Here is a 16,146-nt window from a genome sequence, read left to right as displayed (position 1 = left end):
CGTGGCAGCCACTGAATCTTCAGACCAGGCACTCGGCGAGGGCGAAAACGCCGCTGAGGCATCTACTCCTGCAAAGAAGACCGCCAAGAAGACGGCAAAGAAAACCGCGAAAAAGACGGCTAAGAAGACGGCCAAAAAGACCGCTAAGAAAACAGCCAAGAAGACTGCGAAGAAGACCGCCAAAAAGTCGGCCAAGAAGACCACTAAGAAGTCGGCCAAAAAGGCCACTAAGAAGACGGTCCGCAAATCCGCGGCAAAGAAGCAGGAATCCCCAGCCGAGTCCGAAAAGCAGGCACAGCCGGAAGCAGAAGAGGAGCTCGACGAGGACGAGCACGACGAAGACGTCGACTTCGATCCCACCAATGCGGACATCGAAGACGATGATGACTTCGACGCCGGCGAAGACCTCGAGGACGATGACCTCGAAGAGGATTTGGACGACGACGATGAGGAAGAAGAGGAAGACTCCTCTTCCGTCTGGGACGAGGAAGAGTCCGCTGCGCTGCGTCAGGCACGCAAGGATGCGCAGTTAACCGCCTCTGCTGACTCCGTCCGCGCCTACCTCAAGCAGATCGGTAAGGTTGCCCTGCTCAACGCCGAGCAAGAGGTTTCCCTAGCTAAGCGCATCGAGGCCGGTCTGTACGCACAGCACCGCATGGACGAGATGGAAAAGGCCCGCGCCGAAGGCGATAAGGCCGCCAAGCTCTCCCCCATGGAAAAGCGCGACCTGCGCAGCATCGCCCGCGATGGCCGCAAGGCCAAGAACCACCTACTGGAGGCCAACCTGCGTCTGGTGGTTTCCTTGGCGAAGCGCTACACCGGCCGTGGCATGGCTTTCTTGGACCTCATTCAGGAAGGCAACTTGGGTCTTATCCGCGCGGTGGAGAAGTTCGATTACACCAAGGGCTATAAGTTCTCCACCTACGCCACGTGGTGGATCCGCCAGGCCATTACCCGCGCCATGGCTGACCAGGCTCGTACCATCCGCATCCCGGTTCACATGGTGGAGGTCATCAACAAGCTGGGCCGCATCCAGCGCGAGCTCTTGCAGGACTTGGGCCGCGAGCCTACCCCGCAGGAGCTGGCGAAGGAGATGGATATCACCGAGGAAAAGGTGCTCGAAATCCAGCAGTACGCCCGCGAGCCCATTTCCTTGGATCAGACCATCGGTGACGAAGGCGATTCCCAGTTGGGTGACTTCATCGAGGACTCCGAGGCCGTCATTGCGGTCGACGCAGTCTCCTTCACCTTGCTGCAGGATCAGCTGCAAGACGTGCTGACTACCCTGTCCGAGCGTGAAGCCGGCGTGGTTCGCCTCCGCTTTGGCTTGACCGACGGCATGCCGCGAACTTTAGACGAGATTGGCCAGGTCTACGGAGTTACCCGCGAGCGCATTCGCCAGATCGAGTCCAAGACGATGTCGAAGCTGCGCCACCCATCTCGTTCGCAGGTTCTGCGCGACTACCTCGACTAGTCGCTGCAGCTGCAGGAACGTAGAAAGCCCGCACCAATTTCGGTGCGGGCTTTTCGTGTAACTACTCTCTAGCCACCATGGCCGTTCTACCACTTGCGCAGGTATTCGATGCGCTCGCGCAGCTGCTCGGCATTGCAGAGCGCGGTGGGCGGGCCGCCACAGGCCTTGCGCACCTCGGTATGGATAGCACCGTGCGGGCGGCCCGAGCGCTGGGCAGCGATGGAGACAACCGTATTGAGTTCCTTGCGCAACTGGCCTAGCTCATCGACGACTCCGGTGTCGCTGGACTCAGACTCCACAGTCTTTTTCCGCGAGGCCGGTGCATAATCCATGCCGTAGAGCTTGCGCCGGTGAGCCTCCTCCGCCTCAGCGGCGCGTCGCGCCTTTTCCTCCGCTTCGCGGCGGTCCATTTCTTCGAATTGCTTCTTGCGCAGCAAGTCTTTTACTTGGTCCGCATCCAGTAGCCCGGGAATGCCAAGGAAGTCCGCTTCCTCATCCGTGGTCATATCCCCGGTATTGAACTGAGAACCGTTGTAGAGCAGTCCCGAAAACTCTGCTTCGGCACCAAGCGACTCATAAGACTTCTCCAGCATGTCTGGTTCGGTCTTTTTCTGATTCGCCTGCTCTAGCAGTTCGTCGTCCCAGCCTTCCTTGTCGGGCTTTTCTTCACCCAAGACGTGGTCGCGGGACTTTTCCATATTTTCCGCCAAGCCCAGCAGCACAGGAACCGATGGAAGGAAAACCGATGCCGTCTCGCCCGGCATGCGCGAGCGCACGAAGCGGCCGATGGCCTGGGCGAAAAAGAGAGGAGTCGACGCCGAGGTAGCATAAACGCCCACCGCAAGGCGCGGGACGTCGACGCCCTCGGACACCATGCGGACTGCCACCATCCACTCATCGGTGGACTCAGAAAACTCCTGAATACGGTCCGAGGAACCGGGATCATCAGACAAAATCACCGACACTGGCGTATTAGAAAGCTGTTTGAGGATCTTGGCATACGCGCGCGCGGTCGTCGTATCCGAAGCCAGCACAAGGCCGCCGGCATCCGGCATATTGCGCCGCATTTGCATCAGGCGGGTATGCGCCGCCTGCAGCACAGCAGGGATCCACTCACCCTTGGGGTCCAAGGCGGTGCGCCACGCTCGGGCGGTTTGCTCCGCATTCATAATGTCGCCCAAACGGGCTGCATGTTCCTCGCCGGCCGAGTCGCGCCAGCGGGCTTCGCCAGAGTAAGAAAGAAAGACAACGGGGCGCACGACGCCGTCGGCAAGCGCATCGCCATAGCCATAGGTATGGTCCGAGCGGGATACCTTGTGCCCCTCCCCATCGTCCACGTACTGGACGAATGGAATGGGTGAGTCATCGGAGCGGAAAGGCGTACCGGTCAAGGCCAGGCGGTGATTGACATCGTCGTAGGCTTCCTTGACGCCATCGCCCCAGCTCTTGGCGTCGCCTGCATGGTGAATCTCATCAAGGATCACCAAAGTGCGCCGTGCAGAGGCCACCGCGCGGTGCTTAAAGGGGTGCATACCCACCTGCGCATAAGTCACCACAATGCCGTCCATGGAGGGATTAACGGCGGAGGAATTGCTAAACGCCGGATCTAGAGCCAGACCTACGCGCGCGGCAGCGCTCGACCACTGGGTCTTGAGGTGTTCGGTAGGCACCACCACGATTACGCGCTCGACCGTACGGTCTTCCATGAGCTCGGTGGCAATGCGCAGGGCGAAAGTAGTCTTTCCGGCGCCCGGGGTCGCCACCGCCATGAAGTCCTGCGGCTTAGTGGCGAGGAATTTATCGAGGGCGGACTGCTGCCAGGCGCGAAGGTTAGTCTTTTTAAAAGTCCTCACTTGCGGCGCAGACCCTTATACACACGCTCACAATCGGGGCACACCGGAGAACCCGGCTTTGCCTGCTTGGTCACCGGGAAAGTTTCGCCGCACAGCGCAACGACGTACTTGCCGTTCACTGCGGAATCGAGGATGTGATCCTTTTTGACGTAGTGGAAGAACTTCGGCGTGTCATTATCCGTCGTCGAAGTGTCTTCACGAATATCTGGCCGTTCAATTGTCTTCGTAGTCGTAGTCACGCACTCCATTTTGCCGCATCGGCATCGAACTTTGCGAGTCAGGCGGCTACCCTTGGAGAACATGTACACGTCATGCACGCCAGCCACTGCGCCCCTCTCCCCTTATCGAGGGAACGCCGACACGCACGAGGGGAGCCGAGTCTAGGTTGTTTGGCAAAAAAGAGCGCTACCTCATCACAGATGCCAAGCTCTCGCCTGGCCAGGACCGCAAGCGCCGCGAAATCCGGTACGGAATCTTCCAGTTCTTGCGCGTTCCTTCCCTGCTCATCGCCGGCTTCTTCCTTTATATGCATTGGTGGCTTTTAGCCGCCATCATTGTGGGCGTGACATTTCCCCTCCCCTGGATAGCCGTGGTGATTGGCAACGGCCGGGGAGAAAAGAAGGATAAGCGCGAGAAAAACGTGTACAAGCCAGCCATGAACCGGCAGCTTTATAGCCAGGCCCACGCCCCACAGGTATCCGGCGGCACCGCCCGGCCTATTGAGGCACACCACGACATCATTGATCACGAAGAAGAGTAAAGGATTCCTGCTTATATGACGACCGCTTTTGGCCCCGACTTTGATGCCACCGCGCTAGCCACGCTGGCCGCAGAGCTTTCCGACGTCTTTACCGCCGCCGATTTTACTACCGATGGCGTAGCCGGGCACCTAGGTCCGGAAGTTACCGAGGCCCTCTTCCGCGGCGAACCCGCACCAGTTGCGCTCGCCGCGCATAGCGAATCTCAATTGGATCTTTTGATCCGCTTCTTCCTCCTTCATGAGCACCTGCCGGCCACGCTTTTGGGCGAGGCGGTAGGCGCGCGCCTGGCTACCCAGTTGCTCGATGCCAATGTTGCGCTTGCCGACGCCCATGGCAAGGCCTACATTGCCCTCGATATCCGCCCCCACACCATCGTTGGCGCCAACCGTCTCATCTTCTCCGACGTCGACGCCTCCTTGGTCGACCACGTACCTGGCCCAGACCATGTGCTTGGCGTTGGTGCGGCAAGCCTTTCGCTGCTGCAATCCACGCCAGTAAGCCCAGTGGGCAGCGTCTTAGATCTAGGCACTGGCTCGGGCGTCCAATTGCTGGGGCAGCTCGATTGCGCTGAAAAGATTACTGCCACCGACGTGCATGAGCGTGCGTTGGAATTGGCCGAGGCTACCATTGCCGCTACTGGCGATAGCGAGAAAGTGGAATTGCTGCAAGGTTCGTGGTTCGACCCCGTAGCCGGCCGCCGCTTTGACCGCCTCGTAGCTAACCCACCTTTTGTTGTTGGCCTTCCCGAAGTTGGCCACGTCTACCGCGATTCCGGGTTAAATCTGGACGGTGCCAGCGAGCTGGTTGTCTCTCGAGCCACCGAACACCTAACCCCTGGCGGCACGGCTCACCTTCTGGCAGCTTGGGTACACACCAGCGGCGAGACCTGGCAGCAACGCGTTGCTTCCTGGCTGCCGGACAAAGGAATTGCCGCCTGGATCATCCAACGCGACGTAGCCGATCCCGCCCTCTATGTGTCCACTTGGCTCGAGGACGAATCCCTGGATGTACGCTCCCCTGAAGGCCAAGAGCGCTCTCGCGCCTGGCTGGAGCATTTCAAGCAGCACGAGGTCAATGGCATTGGCTTTGGTTTTGTGGCTATCCAACGCATCGGCGACGATGAACCTGCCGATATCTTGGCCGAAGAAATGCCGCAGGCCTTTAGCGACCCACTTGGCCCTGAAGTAGAAGAATACTTTGCCCGTGTAGCGTGGTTGCGCGACCTAGTACCCGGTGAGCTACAGGGAAAGCACTTCCAGGTACGCCCGGGGCTGGCACGCGAAGATATCAGCACCCCAGATGCGGAATTGGGACAGGGCTTTACCCGGGCCGCTCTACGTCTTACTCGCACCGACGGTCCGCGCTGGAGCCACGAAGTAGATGAACACATTGCTGCAATCGTCGCAGGGCTCAACCCACAGGGCTTGAACCTGGAAGAAACCATCGGCCTGTATGCGGCGGCACATGGATTCGACGAAGCAGAACTTACTACTGCTGCCCTACCTGCCGTGATCGATATGGTCCGACATGGCCTGCTTATCCCAGCTGATCTCCTCTTGGATACGGATTCGCCGGACCTTAGCTAAATCCACACTGTCCCCCACTCGTTATATAAGGAGAAGTAAACCATGCGCGCAGTTTTGACTCGGGTATCAGAGGCCACAGTGACCGTCGATGGAGAAACCGTAGGAGCCATCGATTGCCCCGAAACCGGTGGTCTTCTCGCTCTAGTTGGTGTCTCGCGCGAGGATATGGATGATTGGCAGCCCCGCGCTGAGAAAATGGCACGCAAGATTGCAGAACTGCGCATTCTTGATGGCGAAGTCTCAGTCATTGACGCCGGAGCGCCCGTGCTTGTGGTGAGCCAATTTACTTTGTACGGCCGCACTGCCAAAGGGCGGCGCCCTTCGTGGGCGGATGCCGCTCCAGGACCCGAGGCCGAACCGGTCATCGCGGCGATTATTGCGCACCTCAGGGACCGCGGCGTGTCAGTAGAAACAGGCCAATTCGGGGCTAAAATGCGCGTTTCCTCTGTGAACGAAGGACCGTTCACCGTCTTGGTAGAGACCTAGCCCGCACCCTTCATTTCCACCCCACGATATCTGAAAATCGTGTTAAGCAGGCCCTTTTACAAACGATTCCGTGACCCAAACCACTTTTCCGGATTTTGTGTAGAGCAAGCCATAAAGCACTGCGGAATGCAAATTCTCAGAGGGTGATAAATGCCCTACTCGCAGTGCAATAATTTATTATCACCCTGCAAGATTTTGTCCTATACTGAAGGCACAGCGAAGCAAAAGGGCTGGATATGCAGGATGCGAGATAATTTCTCAAAATCCTACAAACGCAAAATTGAGTGAGAAAATTTTTCTCAATCATGGTTGCAGAAGCCCAAACGCTTCGGCCGACCAACTAGATGCAGGAAAGAAAATGTCCCACTCAATCACGCGGCGCAACAAAGCCCAGCACCCAGAAAACCAGGCTGAGATGCCCGAGGATCTCAAGACCTCCAAGGCAGCTCCCTCCTCCAAGGAATCCGCACCAGCCCCTGGCGTTGACACCCCGTTCGATGGCCAGAAGGGTGCACCGAAGTGGAATAAGGAAGACACCGTATGGATGCTCTCCCTGTTCGGCACCGCAATCGGCGCCGGCGTCCTCTTCCTCCCCATCAACGCCGGTATCGGCGGCATCATCCCACTGATCATCATGACGGTGGTAGCACTGCCAATGACCTTCTGGGCCCACCGCGGATTGACCCGCTTGGTGCTTTCCAGCTCCAAGCCAGACGGTGACCTCACGGACGTCGTCGAGGAACACTTTGGCAAGAAGGCTGGCGTTCTGATGAACATCCTGTACTTCCTGTCGGTCTACCCCATCCTGCTGGTTTACTCGGTAACCATCACCAACACGGTCAACTCCTTCTTGGAGCACCAGCTCGGAATCACCCCGCCGGAGCGCTGGCTTACCTCCCTCCTGCTAGTAGGCGGTCTCATCCTGGTCGTCCGCATGGGCAAGGACGTCGTAGTTCACGTCATGTCCTACCTGGTCTACCCATTCATCGGCATCCTGGTTCTGCTTTCCCTCTACCTCATCCCGAAGTGGAATACCGCACTCTTCGATTCCTTCGACCTCAACGTTGCTCGCGAGGCTTCTGGCCACAGCATGGGCGTTACCCTGATGCTGCTGGTTCCGGTTATGGTCTTCTCCTTCAACCACTCCCCGATGATTTCCTCCTTCGCCGTTGACCGCCGCCAGACCTACGGCAAGTTCGCTGAGGCCAAGTCCCGCAAGACCTTGCTCCGCGCAGAAATCCTCATGGTCGCCGTGGTTATGTTCTTCGTCTTCTCCTGCGCTCTGAGCCTCTCCCCGGCTGACATGGCAGAAGCTAAGGCACAAAACATCACCATCCTGTCTTACCTGGCCAATCACTTCGATACCCCACTTATCCAGTGGATTGCACCAATCATCGCCATGATTGCAGTTGCTAAGTCCTTCCTCGGCCACTACCTCGGCGCAGCCGAAGGCTTCGAAGGCCTCGTCATCAAGGGCAGCAAGAACGCAAGCAAGGACGACGCAGAGTCCGCCCACAAGCTCGATACCATCACCCTCATCTTCATGCTGGTCACCGCTTGGCTCGTCGCCTGGGCTGACCCATCCATCCTGGGCATGATTGAAACCCTGTGTGGCCCGACGATTGCCATCATGCTCTTCATCATCCCAATGGTCGCCATTCACAAGGTTCCTGCGCTGAAGCGCTACAAGGGCAAGGCTTCCAACTACTTCGTCTTCTTCATGGGCCTCGTCGCCCTGGCAACCATCATCTACTCCATCGTCCAGGCTTTCTAAGCACCGCCGCAGACGAGAAAATCGCAGAGGATTCAAGGAAAGAACAATGTTCATCAGCATCTTCGATATGTTCAAGATTGGCATCGGCCCCTCAAGCTCACACACTCTTGGGCCAATGAAAGCCGGCAAGGCTTTCGTGGACGAGCTCAAGGAAAAGGACCTCTTTGACAAGGTCACGCGAGTTCAGGCAAATGTCTACGGTTCCCTCTCCCTCACGGGCATCGGCCACTCCACCGACAAGGCCATCCTCCTCGGCCTCGCTGGTGAAGAGCCAGAGACGGTTGATATCGACGGCATCTCCGAATTCATGAAGAACGTCCGCAGCAGCGAGAAGCTCATGCTGGGCGGCTCCCACGAGGTAGAATTCCCCAAGGACGGCGGCTTCTACTTCCACGATGAATATCTCCCAATGCACGAGAACGGCATGTGTCTTATCGCCTTCGCCGGCGAGGAAGACATCCTGCACAAGACCTACTACTCAGTCGGCGGCGGTTTCATTGTCAAGCAGGAAGACTTTGCCAAGCGCACCGACGCCAAGGTTGATATCCCCTTCCCATACGCCAGCGCCACAGAGATGCTCGAGCTGTGCGAGAAGAACAACATGACCCTCCCGGAGCTTGGACTTGCCAACGAGCTGGCACTGCGCTCCGAAGATGAGGTCAACGAGCACCTGCGCAAGGTTCGCGATGTCATGTACACCGGCATCAAGCGCGGCTCCGCTACCGACGGCCCGCTCCCAGGCTCTCTGCTTGTCCCCCGCCGCGCCGCTGCCCTCAGGCGCCGGCTTGAGCAGTCCGAACCGCATGATGGTCTGAACATCCTCAGCTGGGTCAATATGTTCGCTCTGGCTATCTCTGAAGAGAATGCATCCTGCGGCCGCGTTGTTACCGCTCCTACGAACGGCGCCTGCGGCGTTGTTCCGGCAGTGCTGGCCTACTACGACAAGTTCGTTGAGCCTGTTACCACCGAGATGTTTGCTGATTACATCTTCGCCTGCAACCAGATTGCTTCCCTGTACAAGATGAACGCTTCCATCTCTGGCGCTGAGGTCGGCTGCCAGGGAGAAGTTGGTGTTGCGTGCTCCATGGCTGCTGGCGGTCTCGCCCAGCTCATGGGCGCTACCCCAGAGCAGGTTTGCATCGCTGCCGAGATTGGCATGGAGCACAAGCTAGGCCTGACCTGTGACCCAGTCCTTGGACAGGTTCAGGTACCCTGCATTGAGCGCAACGCTGTTGCCGCCGTTGACTCCATCACTAGCGCCCGCATGGCGCTGGAGCGCGAGAGCAAGCCATGCGTTTCTTTGGACGAAGTCATCTGGACCATGTATAAGACTGGTAAGGATATGAACGCCAAGTACAGGGAAACCTCACAAGGTGGCCTGGCCCTAGCAGTTCACCCACCAGTTCCGGTGTGCGGATAGAGACCACCCTATAAAGAAGCGATGAGCCGGGTGAGCACAGCGCTAAGCCGCTTGTGTTCATCCGGCTTTCTTGGCGCTACTCCCCCTTTCGCCTATTCGCTTCCGTGTGATATCTTCTCTATAACCTGACAGGAATTAAAGGACATGCTTCAGCTAATGAACTTCCCTAGCGGCAGTGCCTCCGAAGAAAACTTCCTCGAGCAGTACATTCCCCTCGTCGAATTCCTCGGTAAGGCAATGGGCCCCAACACCGAAATCGTACTTCACGATCTCGACGTCCCCGATAAATCCATCATGGCCATCGCCAACGGCCACATCTCCGGCCGGCAGCTAGGCGGCCCGGTGACCGATTTCGCTTTGTGGTTTATGAAACAAGGCGATGCCGCAGCAATACCCATGATGACCGGCTACCGCGCCGTCAATGCGGAAGGCAAGATTTGCCGCTCTTCAAGCTACTTCATCCGAGATGACTCCGGCCATATGCGCGGCATGCTGTGCATCAATGTTGATGTCTCCGAGTTGGTACATATTCGCGATGCTGCCGCTGCACTTATCGGCAACGCCGATGATCCCGCATTTGATAAGTCAAAGGCCTTCGGCGGCTACCCCGGCACAGAAGAGCAGCCGCAGCGGCCCGTTGCGGTACCAGACCCGGTTCCAGAAGACGAGGCTACGGAAGAGGAGCCAGAGAAGGAAGAAGTCAGCGAGTCTTTGCGTTCTAACGTGGAGCACCTTCTCGATTCCATGTTGAATTCCGCAATTTCTAACCAGAGCACGCCAGTACCTCGCATGCAGCGCGAGGAGCGACTCGAAGTGGTCTCTGACCTTGAGGATGCAGGATTCTTCCTTCTTAAAGGCGGAATTGCCGCAGCTGCAGAGCGTCTCGGCGTATCTGAGCCGACTATCTACCGCTACCTCGTCCAGGTGCGTGGATAGTAGTTCCACATTCCTAGCTATTCGCAGCTCGTAACCGTTCCCCGTGGTACCTCTCCCCCGAAAAGGTGGAGTTGTACCACGGGGAACAACTGTTTTTAATGATTCTCTCCGCACCGGGAACTAAATCGCTACAGACTCCGTTGTACTTTGTGAAACCGGCGACAAATTCAGGAGGCTTCACCATGACGAAGACATCTGCCACCACCGCCAAGGGCACTTCAAGTGCCACTACTGATGAAGAACAGGAAGTAGACCGCGGATCTCGCCGCAACCAAACCAACGATAACCCTTCTGCCGACCTCGTCCGCGTTTATCTCAACGGCATCGGCAAGACCGCACTACTCAGCGCGGAAGATGAGGTAGAACTCGCTCAGGCCATTGAGGTTGGTCTGTACGCGGAGTACAAGCTCAATAACGCAGAAAAGCTCACCCGCGCAGAAAAGCGCGACCTTAAGATCCTCGCTCGCGAAGGCAAGAAGGCACGCTCCCACCTGCTCGAAGCCAACCTGCGCCTCGTTGTCTCGCTGGCAAAGCGCTACACCGGCCGCGGTATGCCACTGCTGGATCTCATCCAGGAGGGCAACTTGGGCCTTATCCGCGCAATGGAGAAGTTCGATTACGCCAAGGGATTTAAGTTCTCCACTTATGCCACGTGGTGGATCCGCCAGGCAATTACCCGCGGCATGGCTGACCAGTCCCGCACCATTCGCCTCCCCGTCCACTTGGTGGAGCAGGTAAACAAGCTTTCCCGCATTAAGCGCGAGATGTATCAATCCTTGGGTCGCGAAGCTACCAACGAGGAGCTTTCGGAAGAATCCGGTATTGATGAGAACAAGATTGAGATGCTGCTGCGCCAGTCGCGCGATCCGGTCTCTCTCGATATGCCGGTAGGTACCGATGAAGAAGCTCCTTTGGGTGATTTCATCGAAGACGCGGAAGCTACCGATGCTGAAACTGCGGTCGTCGCTTCTATGCGCCACTCCGATATCCGCGGTGTGATTGACACCTTGGAAAAGCGCGAGCAGGACGTCATCCGCCTGCGCTACGGCCTCGATGATGGTGTTCCGCGCACCTTGGATCAGATTGGTCGCCGCTTCGGCCTCTCGCGCGAGCGTGTACGCCAGATTGAGCGCGAAGTCATGGCTAAGCTGCGCGATGGCAACCGCGCCGATCGCCTGCGCGAGTACGCTTTGTAATCCTCACCTACTGCATTCGGCAGCACACCCTCTCCCCGGGCCCATTTGGCAACGTACCGCCATGGGCTCGGGGTTTGGCGTTGATAAGGCATCGGCTTGGTTCCTAGCGGCGAGCCAAGCCTTAGGTAGGCTAATCTGGACTGCAGAGTCTAGAAAGCGCTTTCCCGTTCTTGGGCGGGACTATAGCCGCGTAACTGTATTCACACAGAAAGGTATGCCCACGTGAGGGACCTAGTTGATACAACGGAGATGTATCTGCGGACCATCTACGAGCTAGAGGAAGAAGGCATTACTCCCCTGCGCGCCCGCATTGCGGAGCGTTTGGAGCAGTCCGGGCCAACGGTTTCTCAGACTGTGGCCCGCATGGAGCGCGATGGCCTTTTGCACGTGCGCACCGACCGCAGTTTGGATCTCACGGACAAGGGCCGCGACCTAGCAACCGCAGTCATGCGCAAGCACCGGTTGGCAGAGCGTTTGCTTACCGACGTCCTGGGGCTCGACATTGCCAAGGTCCACGACGAGGCCTGCCGGTGGGAGCACGTCATGAGTGAAGAGGTGGAAAAGCGCATGGTCGCCGTTCTCGATGACCCGACGCGGTCCCCCTTTGGCAATCCTATTCCGGCACTGTCTGCACTTGGCTTCGATGTTCCGCAGCCGGACCAGGGCACCCGCGCGGTCGACCTACCCAATGGCGAGCAGGTCTCCGCTACCGTCATCCAGGTCAATGAAATCCTGCAGGTTGATGATGGCACCTTCCAAGAACTCACCGATGCTGGAATCCGAGTGGGCGCGAAGGTGTCCGTGGTCAATAACAGCGGCACGATTACACTGTCGACCCCTGAGGGCGGCAGCGTCGTGCTTTCCGACGATTTGGCGCACGCTGTGCGCGTGGAGGTATAGCCATGAAACTTCTTGTCACCGGTGGCGCCGGCTACGTGGGCAGCGTCTGCGCCGCAGTATTAGTCGAACAAGGCCATGACGTAACCATCATCGATAATTTCTCCACCGGCAACCGTGAGGCCGTTCCGGAAGCCGCCCGCGTCATCGAGGGCGACGTCGCGGACAAGGCTGCCGATGTCCTGGGCGAAGGTGGCTTCGAAGGCGTCATTCACTTCGCTGCGCGCTCCTTGGTGGGCGAATCCGTGGAAAAGCCAGATGAGTACTGGCAGCACAACGTCGTTACTACCCTGACACTGCTTAATGCCATGCGGGATAACGACGTCAAAAACCTCGTCTTTTCCTCCACCGCTGCAACCTACGGTGAGCCCGACCAAGTCCCGATTACGGAAGACATGCCAACCCAGCCCACCAATCCGTATGGTGCAACCAAACTGGCCATCGACTACATGATCACGTCCTTTGCCCACGCCTACGGCCTAGGCGCTACCTCGCTGCGCTATTTCAATGTGGCTGGCGCCTACGGAAATATTGGCGAGAACCGCGAGGTAGAAACCCACCTCATCCCCATCGTGTTGCAGGTTGCTTTGGGCCACCGCGATAAGATCTTCATGTTCGGCGATGACTGGGATACCGCAGACGGCACCCCAGTGCGTGACTACATCCATATCCGCGATCTAGCCGACGCCCACGTGCTTGCCCTCGAGTCCAATGAACCTGGCACCCACCGCATTTACAACTTGGGTTCTGGCGATGGGTACTCCGTCAAGCAGGTCATCGAGATGTGTCGCAAGGTCACCGGCCACGATATTCCGGCTGAGGTGGCCCCGCGCCGCGCGGGCGACCCAGCTACGCTCATCGCTTCCTCAGAGAAGATTCAGCGGGAACTCGGGTGGAATCCCACCCGTACGGACCTGGAAACCATCGTCACCGACGCGTGGAACTTCACCCGACAGCTCGGCGATAAGGCACATTCGGCGAAGCGTTCCTAGACGCCGCGCGTGTTAGGCGGGGCTATCGACGCGGAGCCCCGCTGCTTCGCGGGCTAGCTCGCAACCATGGCATAGGCTGGAGACCAACCGCTTTCCCATGCCGCTGCGGTACCCCTGCGCTATGAGGCGCCCCAAATTGTGATGGGGCGCCTCTTCTACTACTACGGAAAGCGCCGGACCGGCATAAATTCCGAATTCGTGGGACACCTGGCTAGCAGCGTACAAAGCTAGGGCGTTATAGCGAATTGACCCCTGGAATGTACGGGCTACCGCCAATAACAGGTCACCTGCTTTCTGCGGCGCGGAGACGAGCTCCGCAATGACTAGGTCACGGGTCCAGGTGGTAGACATCCACATGGCTGCCACGCACAACAATTCTTCATTTTCTAGGGTTTCCTCCAGCGATTCGACCTCGCTGAGCACATAGCGCACATCGGCGATGAGGTGTTTGACCACCTGCACTGGATTTGTGGTGCCGTATCCGTGCCCGGCGCGCAACTGGCGGGCAATCTCTTCGGCGCATCGCTCCATGGCCCTAATCTCTTCTTCCCCAAAGTATGGGTTCGGGTCCTTGAAGCGCTGGACTAAGTCATGACGGTTCAGTTCCGGAAGCATGCCATTATTCACGCAGGCGCGCATCGTGTGGCTCGTCGAGATGGCGGGTATGGTTCCTTCCATCCATTTCTGCAGCGGGCCCTCGCCGCTTTCTGTGGCGTGGCCAAAGATGAGGTCATAGGCGGTATCGGTGGATAGTTCTTCGGCCAGCCAGCAGGCATCGATGCCCATACCTGTCCGGTCTTGGAAATGGTAAAGAGACTGCAGAATGTCCCAGAGCTCTCCTTCCTCGCGCTGGGAGAGCACGAAGCAGAAGATGATTTCGGGGTTTCCGCAGTGAAACGCATCCATCACCTCGTGCAGGGCACCAGGCACATCGTGCAGATCGAGGCGGGCTACTGGTCCGATGCTGTGTCCGCGTTGGCTGGGTTGGATGGAGATGAGGATGACTGATTCGGCGGGAAAGAATCCGAGGATTCCTGGGACATTGGCGAGGATATCGCCGGGCGTACGGATGGGCTGAGTTGGTGTTGTGATGTCCATGGCCCCAGCGTCAACCATGCGCGCAACTCTGCATAGGCCACCAGGGGCTAGGTGGTGAGGATCTGTGGATAGGTGGGGTGAAGGGGGCGTCGGCAAGCGGCTTTCCACACCCCGCCCGGGATTGCGCTGGCAATGCGCAGCGGTTTGGGGCACAATTGTTTATTTAGCCTCGCAGTGCGCGCGGGAATAGTAAGCACGCGCGCGGCGTTGGGGTAGGTAAGAAAGCAAGGAGGTAACACAACATGCACGAAGAAGATCGCCGCATGTATGAGCTGGAATATCCGGCTCCGGTGATTAGGGATGATTCCGGTGACGGACAAGGCCCCACCATGATTGTTGCCATGCACGGTTATGCTGACGCTGGCCAGGCCATTGAGGCGAGTGCTGACCACCTGAAAGCCGCTTTGGAAGGCCGCCAGCTGGCGTCGTTTAACTCTGATGAGCTGATTGATTACCGCTCGCGCCGCCCGGCTATCACGATCGATAAGGATCGGGCGCTGGAAATCGAGTCCATGGATCTTGGTATTAAGGTCCTGCGCGATAATTCCGGCAAGACCTTCCTACTGCTGTCTGGCCCTGAACCAGACATGCGCTGGGAGGCGTTCACCACGGCCGTAGTGAAGCTGGTGGAAAAATTCAATATTGAAGACACCATCATGCTCTATGCCGCGCCGATGCCGGTGCCGCATACCCGCCCCACGGTGGTTACGGCCCATGGCACCTCCTCCCGCTTGACTGAGCACATGCTCTCGATGGATTCCACCATGATGGTGCCAGGCTCCGCCGCGCTGTATCTGGAAAAGGCTCTGGCGGATAAGCACCGCACCGTGGCTGGATATACCGTCCACGTGCCGCATTATCTGGCAGCTTCGCCCTATCCGCAGGCCACGTACCAGTTGCTGGATTCGGTGGCGCGGGCGGCGCGCCTCAATATTCCTTTGGGCAGCATTGAGGCCGATATTTCTCGCGTGGAAAACCAGCTGGAGGAGCAAGTTGGTGGCTCGGATGAGATTGAAAGCGTAGTCCAACAACTCGAGCAGCAGTATGACGCTTATATGGAGCGCTACCGCAAGGAGCATCCGCAGGCGATCATGCCTGGCGAGGAGCCCATGCCTACCGGTGAGGAAATCAGCGAGGAGTTCCAGGCATTTTTGGCTTCCTTGGATGAAGAAGAAAGCCAGCAGATCATCAATACCGAGATCGATGACCGCGAAGATTCCGCCGAGGAGGAAGGCCCGCAGTCCGATGACGGGAAAAATGGCCCTGATTCTGCTTCGGGCGAGGGCGACTTAGGTGACGATATCTAACTAACCCGCCCCCATCGCCGTGAACTGCTCCCCATTAGTTGGACTGAGAAATCAGTTTCCGATTAGTGGGGAGTAGTTTTCATTGAGAGCTCGAAGTTTGGTGAGTGAGCATCAGCGGGAGCAGTTGGTTGAACTATTTGAGCAAGGCGTGGGCTATCGTGCCGCTGCTACTGCTCTTGGTGTCTCCACATACGCCGCCCGTATGCTCTGTCGTCGGTTTAAGCTGCATGGCAGACTATGTCTTGTGGAAAAACCGACTAAGCAGCAGTATTCGTTCGAAATCAAGACCGAAGTTGTCCAACGCCACCTTTCTGGTGAGACAGCGATGGATCTTGCGCGCGAGTTTGGCCTGTCATCAGAGCACTT

The 16,146-nt window shown here is 57.9% G+C and carries 14 protein-coding genes; 11 read left to right on the top strand and 3 right to left on the bottom strand.

Features of this window, described 5'->3' with window-relative positions; genetic code table 11:
- Position 1: 1 nt before the first annotated feature.
- Positions 2-1,474, top strand: coding sequence for an RNA polymerase sigma factor (locus tag QP884_RS07270; RefSeq protein WP_284821527.1), 1,473 nt, complete (start codon positions 2-4; stop codon positions 1,472-1,474).
- An 86-nt stretch (positions 1,475-1,560) separates the two neighbouring features.
- Here the strand turns inward: QP884_RS07270 and QP884_RS07265 are convergent, their stop codons facing one another.
- On the bottom strand, positions 1,561-3,327 hold the full coding sequence (locus QP884_RS07265; protein WP_284821526.1) for a DEAD/DEAH box helicase: 1,767 nt from the start codon (positions 3,325-3,327) through the stop codon (positions 1,561-1,563).
- Entirely contained in the window at positions 3,324-3,575 is a 252-nt protein-coding gene (locus QP884_RS07260) for a DUF3039 domain-containing protein (protein WP_005325062.1), read from the bottom strand. The genes QP884_RS07265 and QP884_RS07260 overlap by 4 nt, the downstream gene beginning before the upstream one ends.
- Before the next feature lie 137 nt (positions 3,576-3,712).
- Here QP884_RS07260 and QP884_RS07255 point away from each other — a divergent pair, with 137 nt between their 5' ends.
- From QP884_RS07255 to galE, 9 genes are all read left to right on the top strand, one after another.
- A complete protein-coding gene (locus QP884_RS07255) occupies positions 3,713-4,087 on the top strand; it encodes a DUF3099 domain-containing protein (RefSeq protein ID WP_005325064.1) in 375 nt (124 codons plus the stop codon).
- 15 nt (positions 4,088-4,102) lie between these two features.
- A complete protein-coding gene (locus QP884_RS07250; RefSeq protein WP_284821525.1) occupies positions 4,103-5,674 on the top strand; it encodes a class I SAM-dependent methyltransferase in 1,572 nt (523 codons plus the stop codon).
- A gap of 42 nt (positions 5,675-5,716) precedes the next feature.
- Positions 5,717-6,160, top strand: coding sequence for a D-aminoacyl-tRNA deacylase (gene dtd, locus QP884_RS07245; protein ID WP_284821524.1), 444 nt, complete (start codon positions 5,717-5,719; stop codon positions 6,158-6,160).
- A 358-nt stretch (positions 6,161-6,518) separates the two neighbouring features.
- On the top strand, positions 6,519-7,934 hold the full coding sequence (locus tag QP884_RS07240; RefSeq protein WP_284821523.1) for an HAAAP family serine/threonine permease: 1,416 nt from the start codon (positions 6,519-6,521) through the stop codon (positions 7,932-7,934).
- Positions 7,935-7,980: 46 nt separating this feature from the next.
- A complete protein-coding gene (locus tag QP884_RS07235; RefSeq protein WP_284821522.1) occupies positions 7,981-9,354 on the top strand; it encodes an L-serine ammonia-lyase in 1,374 nt (457 codons plus the stop codon).
- Positions 9,355-9,498: 144 nt separating this feature from the next.
- The gene (locus QP884_RS07230; protein ID WP_434736456.1) at positions 9,499-10,290 is read left to right on the top strand and encodes a helix-turn-helix transcriptional regulator; all 792 of its coding nucleotides are present in this window, start codon (positions 9,499-9,501) and stop codon (positions 10,288-10,290) included.
- Between the two features lie 182 nt (positions 10,291-10,472).
- On the top strand, positions 10,473-11,486 hold the full coding sequence (locus tag QP884_RS07225; RefSeq protein WP_005325073.1) for a sigma-70 family RNA polymerase sigma factor: 1,014 nt from the start codon (positions 10,473-10,475) through the stop codon (positions 11,484-11,486).
- A gap of 222 nt (positions 11,487-11,708) precedes the next feature.
- Positions 11,709-12,386: a metal-dependent transcriptional regulator gene (locus QP884_RS07220; protein WP_005328577.1), complete on the top strand. Its 678-nt coding sequence runs from the start codon at positions 11,709-11,711 to the stop codon at positions 12,384-12,386.
- A 2-nt stretch (positions 12,387-12,388) separates the two neighbouring features.
- Positions 12,389-13,375, top strand: a complete 987-nt coding sequence (galE, locus tag QP884_RS07215; protein ID WP_284821520.1) for a UDP-glucose 4-epimerase GalE — start codon at positions 12,389-12,391, stop codon at positions 13,373-13,375.
- Between the two features lie 12 nt (positions 13,376-13,387).
- Here galE and QP884_RS07210 read toward each other — a convergent pair whose 3' ends face one another.
- The gene (locus tag QP884_RS07210) at positions 13,388-14,491 is read right to left on the bottom strand and encodes a DUF4192 domain-containing protein (protein ID WP_284821519.1); all 1,104 of its coding nucleotides are present in this window, start codon (positions 14,489-14,491) and stop codon (positions 13,388-13,390) included.
- Between the two features lie 224 nt (positions 14,492-14,715).
- Here QP884_RS07210 and QP884_RS07205 point away from each other — a divergent pair, with 224 nt between their 5' ends.
- A complete protein-coding gene (locus QP884_RS07205) occupies positions 14,716-15,780 on the top strand; it encodes a PAC2 family protein (RefSeq protein WP_284821518.1) in 1,065 nt (354 codons plus the stop codon).
- The last annotated feature ends 366 nt before the right edge of the window (positions 15,781-16,146 follow it).

It is taken from the genome of Corynebacterium tuberculostearicum (assembly GCF_030229345.1).
Lineage (GTDB): Bacteria > Actinomycetota > Actinomycetes > Mycobacteriales > Mycobacteriaceae > Corynebacterium > Corynebacterium tuberculostearicum_G.
The sequence above is the reverse complement of the archived record's forward strand: the minus strand, read 5'-3'. Positions and strand labels throughout refer to the sequence as shown.